Raw genomic sequence first — 5184 nt, 5'->3', positions numbered from 1 at the left:
CGCCGCTTCCGGGACGCTTGTTTCCGAGGCACCCGCAACGGAGACGTCCCTGCCCGGAGAGCCACAGCCCGGGGAGCCACAGCCCGGCGCACCACAGTCCGGGGCCGTGCCCGCCGCCACCCGCCGCCGCGCCGCCGCGAAGCGCCCGCTGCACGGCACGGCCGAGGCGCCGCGCCGCGCCCGCCGCATGTCCGCGGCGCAGGCCGCCGCCTTCGTCCGCGCCCTGGCCGAGGCCAACCCGGCGCCACGCACCGAGCTGCACTACACCTCGCCCTACACGCTGCTGGTGGCGGTGGCGCTCTCCGCCCAGGCCACCGACGTCTCGGTGAACAAGGCGACCGCCACGCTGTTCCAGGTGGCCGACACCCCCGCCGCCATGCTGGCGCTGGGCGAGGAAGGGGTGGGCGCGCATATCCGCCGCATCGGGCTGTGGAAGGCCAAGGCGCGCAACGTCATCAGGCTGTCCCAGCAATTGCTGGAGCGGCATGGCGGGGAGGTGCCGGCCGATCGGGCGGCGCTGGAGGCGCTGGCCGGAGTCGGCCGCAAGACCGCCAATGTGGTGCTCAACGTGGCCTTCGGCGAGGAGGCGATGGCGGTGGACACGCACATCTTCCGCCTCGGCAACCGCACCGGCCTGGCGCCGGGCCGGACGCCGCGCGCGGTGGAGGAGGAACTCATGAAGCGCGTGCCGCCCGAACTGCTGCGCGACGCGCACCACTGGCTGATCCTGCACGGGCGCTACATCTGCAAGGCGCGGCTGCCGGAATGCTGGCACTGCGTGGCGCGCCCGCACTGCAACTACGCCGACAAGGTGCCGTGGCCGCCCGCCGCCCCGGCACGCTCCGGCGCGGGGTGAGGCGGCGGCACAGCGCAGCCGGGCATCACATCTGCAACGCAAGCGCACCGGATGCGGGCTTTGCGCGGTTGCGGCATCCGGGCCGGAGACCTTATCTGGAGCACATGAACCGCCTCCTCTCCCTCCTGCTGTCTGGCGCCGCCGGCGCCGTCCCGCTGGCTGCCGCGGCCCTGTGGCTCGGCGCCGCCTCTCCCGCCCAAGCCCAGCAGGCCCAGCGCCCGCAGGCGCTCGGCACCTTCCAGGACTGGACGGCGGCGACGCACCAGGAAGGCAAGCAGAAGGTCTGCTACGCCTTCGCCCGCGCCGAGAACCGCCAGGCCGCCATCCTGACGGTGACGCACCGGCCGCAGGGGCGCGACCAGGTGGCGCTGCGCGCCGGCCACAGCTACCCCCGCAACGCCGAGGTGACGGTGACGGTGGGCAGCACCGAGCTGGATTTCTACACGGCGCAGGACAACGCCTTCGCGCGCGAGGGCGCCAAGGCCGTGGCCGCCTTCCGCGCCGGCGCCCAGGCCGTGGCCAAGGGCCCCGGCGCGCAGGGCCGCGGCACCACCAGCGACACCTTCTCCCTCTCCGGCTTCACCGCGGCCTACGAGGCCATCAGCAAGGAATGTCCGGCCGGCCGCCGGTAGAAAGCACCATGACCCAGACCGCCAGCCTTGCCACCCCCGAGCCGACCGCAGCCGACCTGACCGGGGCCGACCTGAGCGAGGCCGAGCGCGGCCGCATCCTGGCCAAGGCCGCGCTGTTCGCGCCGCCCGCCGCCACGCTGCCGGACGGCCGGCGCGACCTCGTCGGCCTCTCGCGCGAGGAGCTGGTGGCCGAGATGGTGGCCATGGGCGAGAAGCCCTTCCGCGCCAAGCAGCTCTGGCACTGGATCTACCACCAGGGCGTGACCGATTTCGGGAAGATGCCCTCCATCGCCAAGGCGATGCAGGGCAAGCTGGCCGAGCGCTTCGTCATCGGCCGCCCCGGCGTGGACACCGAGCAGACCAGCGAGGACGGCACCCGCAAGTTCCTCTTCGCCTTCCGCGACGGGCAGAAGGTCGAGACCGTCTATATCCCGGACCAGCAGGAGGACCGCGGCGCGGTCTGCGTCTCGACCCAGGTGGGCTGCACCCTCTCCTGCCGCTTCTGCCACACCGGCACGCAGAAGCTGGTGCGCAACCTCGGCGCGGCCGAGATCGTCGGCCAGTTCATGGCGGCGCGCGACAGCTACGGCGAGTGGCCAAGCCCGACCGACGGCACGCCGCGCCTGCTCTCCACCATCGTCATCATGGGCATGGGCGAGCCGCTCTATAACTACGAGAACGTCGCCAAGGCGATGCGCATCATCATGGATGGCGAGGGCATCGCCCTCTCCCGCCGTCGCATCACCCTCTCCACCTCCGGCGTGGTGCCGATGATGGACCGCTGCGGCGCGGAGCTCGGCGTCGGCCTCGCCGTCTCGCTGCACGCGGTGCGCAACGACATCCGCGACGAGATCGTGCCGCTGAACCGGAAATACCCGATCGAGGAGCTGATGGCGGCCTGCCGCCGCTACCCCGGCGCCTCCAACGCCCGGCGCATCACCTTCGAATACGTCATGCTGAAGGGCGTCAACGATTCGGAGGCCGATGCGCGGGAGCTGGTGCGGCTGCTCAAGGGCATCCCGGCCAAGGTGAACCTGATCCCGTTCAACCCCTGGCCCGGCAGCCCCTACGAGACCTCGTCGAACAACGCCATCCACCGCTTCGGGCGGATCGTCATGGAGGCCGGCTACTCGGCCCCCATCCGCACCCCGCGCGGGCGGGACATCCTGGCCGCATGCGGCCAGCTCAAGACCGAGAGCGAGCGCGCCCGCCCGGCGCGCCGCAACGACGGGGCGGAACTCGCCGCCCCGCGCCCCCGCGCGGCCGACGCCGCGTGAGCACGGCCGAGGCCCCCGGCGGCAGCACGCCAGGGGTGAGCACGCCAGAAGCGAGCAAGCCAGGGGCGGCGAAGCCACCGCTGGCCATCCTGCCGCTGCTGGCGGCGGCGGCCTTCGCCACCGGCTGCGGCATGCGGCTGCTGGACCCGCTGCTGCCGCTCGTGGCGCGCGACCTGCACAGCACCGTGGCCGAGGTGGCGGTGCTGATCACCGCCTTCGCCCTGCCCTACGGCCTCTGCCAGGTGGTGCTCGGCCCGCTCGGCGACCGCTTCGGCAAGCTGCGCGTGCTGACCCTCGGCCTCATCGCCTATGGCGTGGCCATGGCGGCCTGCGCGCTGGCCGGGTCGCTCGGCCAGATGCTGGCGCTGCGCGCCGCCACCGGCGCCGCGGGTGGCGCCATCATCCCCCTCGCCTTGGCCTGGATCGGCGACAACGTGCCCTATCAGGAGCGGCAGGCCACCATCAGCCGCTTCCTCACCGGCATGGTCATGGCCCAGCTCCTCACCGGCCCCATCTCGGGCAGCATCGGCCAGGCCTTCGGCTGGCGGGCTGTGTTCCTCGTCACCGCCTCGGTGTCGCTGCTGACGGCGGCGGCCATCGCCGCCACGCTGGGGGGGCGGCTGTGGCGCGGACAGCCGGCCGGCTCCGGCCGCCTCGGCTTCGCCAGCTATGCCGAGCTGCTCAGCCGCCGCGCCGCGCGCCTGCTGCTGCTGGCCGCCTTCCTCGACGGGCTGCTGCTGTTCGGCGGCGCCTTCCCCTTCATCGGCTCCTACCTGATCCAGGATTTCCACCTGGAACCCTGGCAGGCCGGGCTGGTGGTGGCGGGATTCGGCCTCGGCGCCCTGGCCTACACCCGCGCGGCGCGGCGCCTGCTCGGCTGGTTCGGCGAGACGCGGCTGATGCTGGGCGGCGGGCTGCTGCTGTCCGCGGCGCTGGCGGTGCTGGCGCTGGCACCCTCCTGGCCGCTGGTGGCGGCCATGCAGGCGCTGCTCGGGCTGTTCTTCTTCAGCTTCCACGGCGTGCTCCAGGCGCGCAGCACCGAGGCCCTGCCGGAAGCCCGGGCCACCGCCGTCTCCGCCTTCGCCATGGCGCTGTTCCTGGGGCAGGGCGTGGGCTCGGTCTGCTTCGGCGCGCTGCTGGCGCGCAGCGGCTACACCGGCGCCTTCCTGCTGGCCGCCATCGCCATGGTGGGGCTGACGCTGTGGTGCCGCGCGGCGCTGGGGGGCAGCGCCAGGAACTAGAAGGCCGGGGGAAGGAATTCCCCCGGACCCCCTTCTTTTTTCTTCGAGTTTACGAAGGCCGCCGGCTGCGCCAAACCCTTCCCCCAGGGATGGGACGGACAGACGCATGAACACCCGTGAGGGATCGGCCGCCTTCGTGGCGCCGCTGCTGGTGCTGGGCTTCGGGCACATGATCTCGAACCTGGTGCGCACCCTGCCCGCCATCTCGGCCGACGTGCTGGCGCTCGACCTCGGCGTCTCGGCCGAGGGGCTGGCCAGCCTCACCGGCGCCTACCACTTCGCCTTCGCCGCCGGGCAGATCCCGCTCGGCGTGGCGCTGGACCGCTTCGGCGTGCGCCCCGTCTCGCTGGCGCTGCTGGCACTGGTGGCGGCGGGCACGGTGCTGGCGGCGCTGGCCGGGGGGCCGGGCGGCTTCCTGCTGGCGCAGGTGGTGCTCGGCCTCGGCTGCTCCGGCATGCTGCTCTGCCCGATGACGCTGGCCGCCAAGCTGCTGACGCCCGCCAAGTTCGGCCTGTGGTCGGGGCTGATCCAGGGGGTGGGCAATGTCGGCATGCTGCTCTCGGCCAGCCCGCTGGCCTGGCTGGTGGAGCAGCAGGGCTGGCGCGCCGGCTTCTGGGTCTCGGGCGCGCTGGCCATCGGCGTCGCGGCGCTGGTGGCGCGCGCCGTGCCGGCGCCGCAGCCCAACCCCGGCCCCCACCCCGGCCTGCTGGCCGATGCGCGGCGGGTGCTGCGCCTCGGCGCCGGCGCGAAGCTGCGTGGCATGGTGCTGCTGGCCTTCGCCTCCTTCGCCGTGGTCATCGGCGTGCGCGGGCTGTGGGGCGGGCCGTGGCTGATGGAGGTGAAGGGCCTCACCCGCATCGAGGCCGGCCATGTGCTGCTGCTGCTGACCCTGGCGCTGATCGCGGGGCCCGTCGCGGCCGGGGTGCTGGACCGCCGCCTGGGCCGCCGCCGCGCCCTGCTGGCGGCGGGGCACGCCGTGGCCGGGCTGGCGCTGCTGCTGGTGGCTGGCGGCGGGCCGGGGGGCTGGCTCTCCCGCCTCGCCGGGGTGCCGGTGCTGCCCGTCTCCGCCGATGCGGCGCTGCTCTTCGCCTTCGGCCTGGCCATCGCCATCCAGCCGCTGATCTTCGCCATGACGCGCGCCGCCGTGCCGCCGGAGGAGGCGGGCAAGGCGCTCTCGG

Annotated in this window: 5 protein-coding genes; all 5 read left to right on the top strand. The window is 73.8% G+C overall.

Annotated elements, in window-relative coordinates; all coding sequences use genetic code 11:
• Window positions 1-187 precede the first annotated feature (187 nt).
• Window positions 188-856, top strand: coding sequence for an endonuclease III (gene nth / locus ACZJYS_RS22480; RefSeq protein ID WP_493180393.1), 669 nt, complete (start codon window positions 188-190; stop codon window positions 854-856).
• A gap of 104 nt (window positions 857-960) precedes the next feature.
• Window positions 961-1488, top strand: coding sequence for an invasion associated locus B family protein (locus ACZJYS_RS22475; protein ID WP_181378056.1), 528 nt, complete (start codon window positions 961-963; stop codon window positions 1486-1488).
• A gap of 8 nt (window positions 1489-1496) precedes the next feature.
• Entirely contained in the window at window positions 1497-2765 is a 1269-nt protein-coding gene (gene rlmN / locus ACZJYS_RS22470) for a dual-specificity RNA methyltransferase RlmN (RefSeq protein WP_493180392.1), read from the top strand.
• The gene (locus ACZJYS_RS22465) at window positions 2762-4006 is read left to right on the top strand and encodes an MFS transporter (RefSeq protein ID WP_493180391.1); all 1245 of its coding nucleotides are present in this window, start codon (window positions 2762-2764) and stop codon (window positions 4004-4006) included. The genes rlmN and ACZJYS_RS22465 overlap by 4 nt, the downstream gene beginning before the upstream one ends.
• A 106-nt stretch (window positions 4007-4112) precedes the next feature.
• The coding region (locus ACZJYS_RS22460; RefSeq protein ID WP_493180390.1) for an MFS transporter at window positions 4113-5184 on the top strand (1072 nt) is incomplete at its 3' end.

The sequence above is a fragment of the Roseomonas sp. TS2 genome (assembly GCF_058833935.1).
Note: the sequence above shows the minus strand (reverse complement) of the source record. Positions and strands in the feature narration are given on the sequence as shown.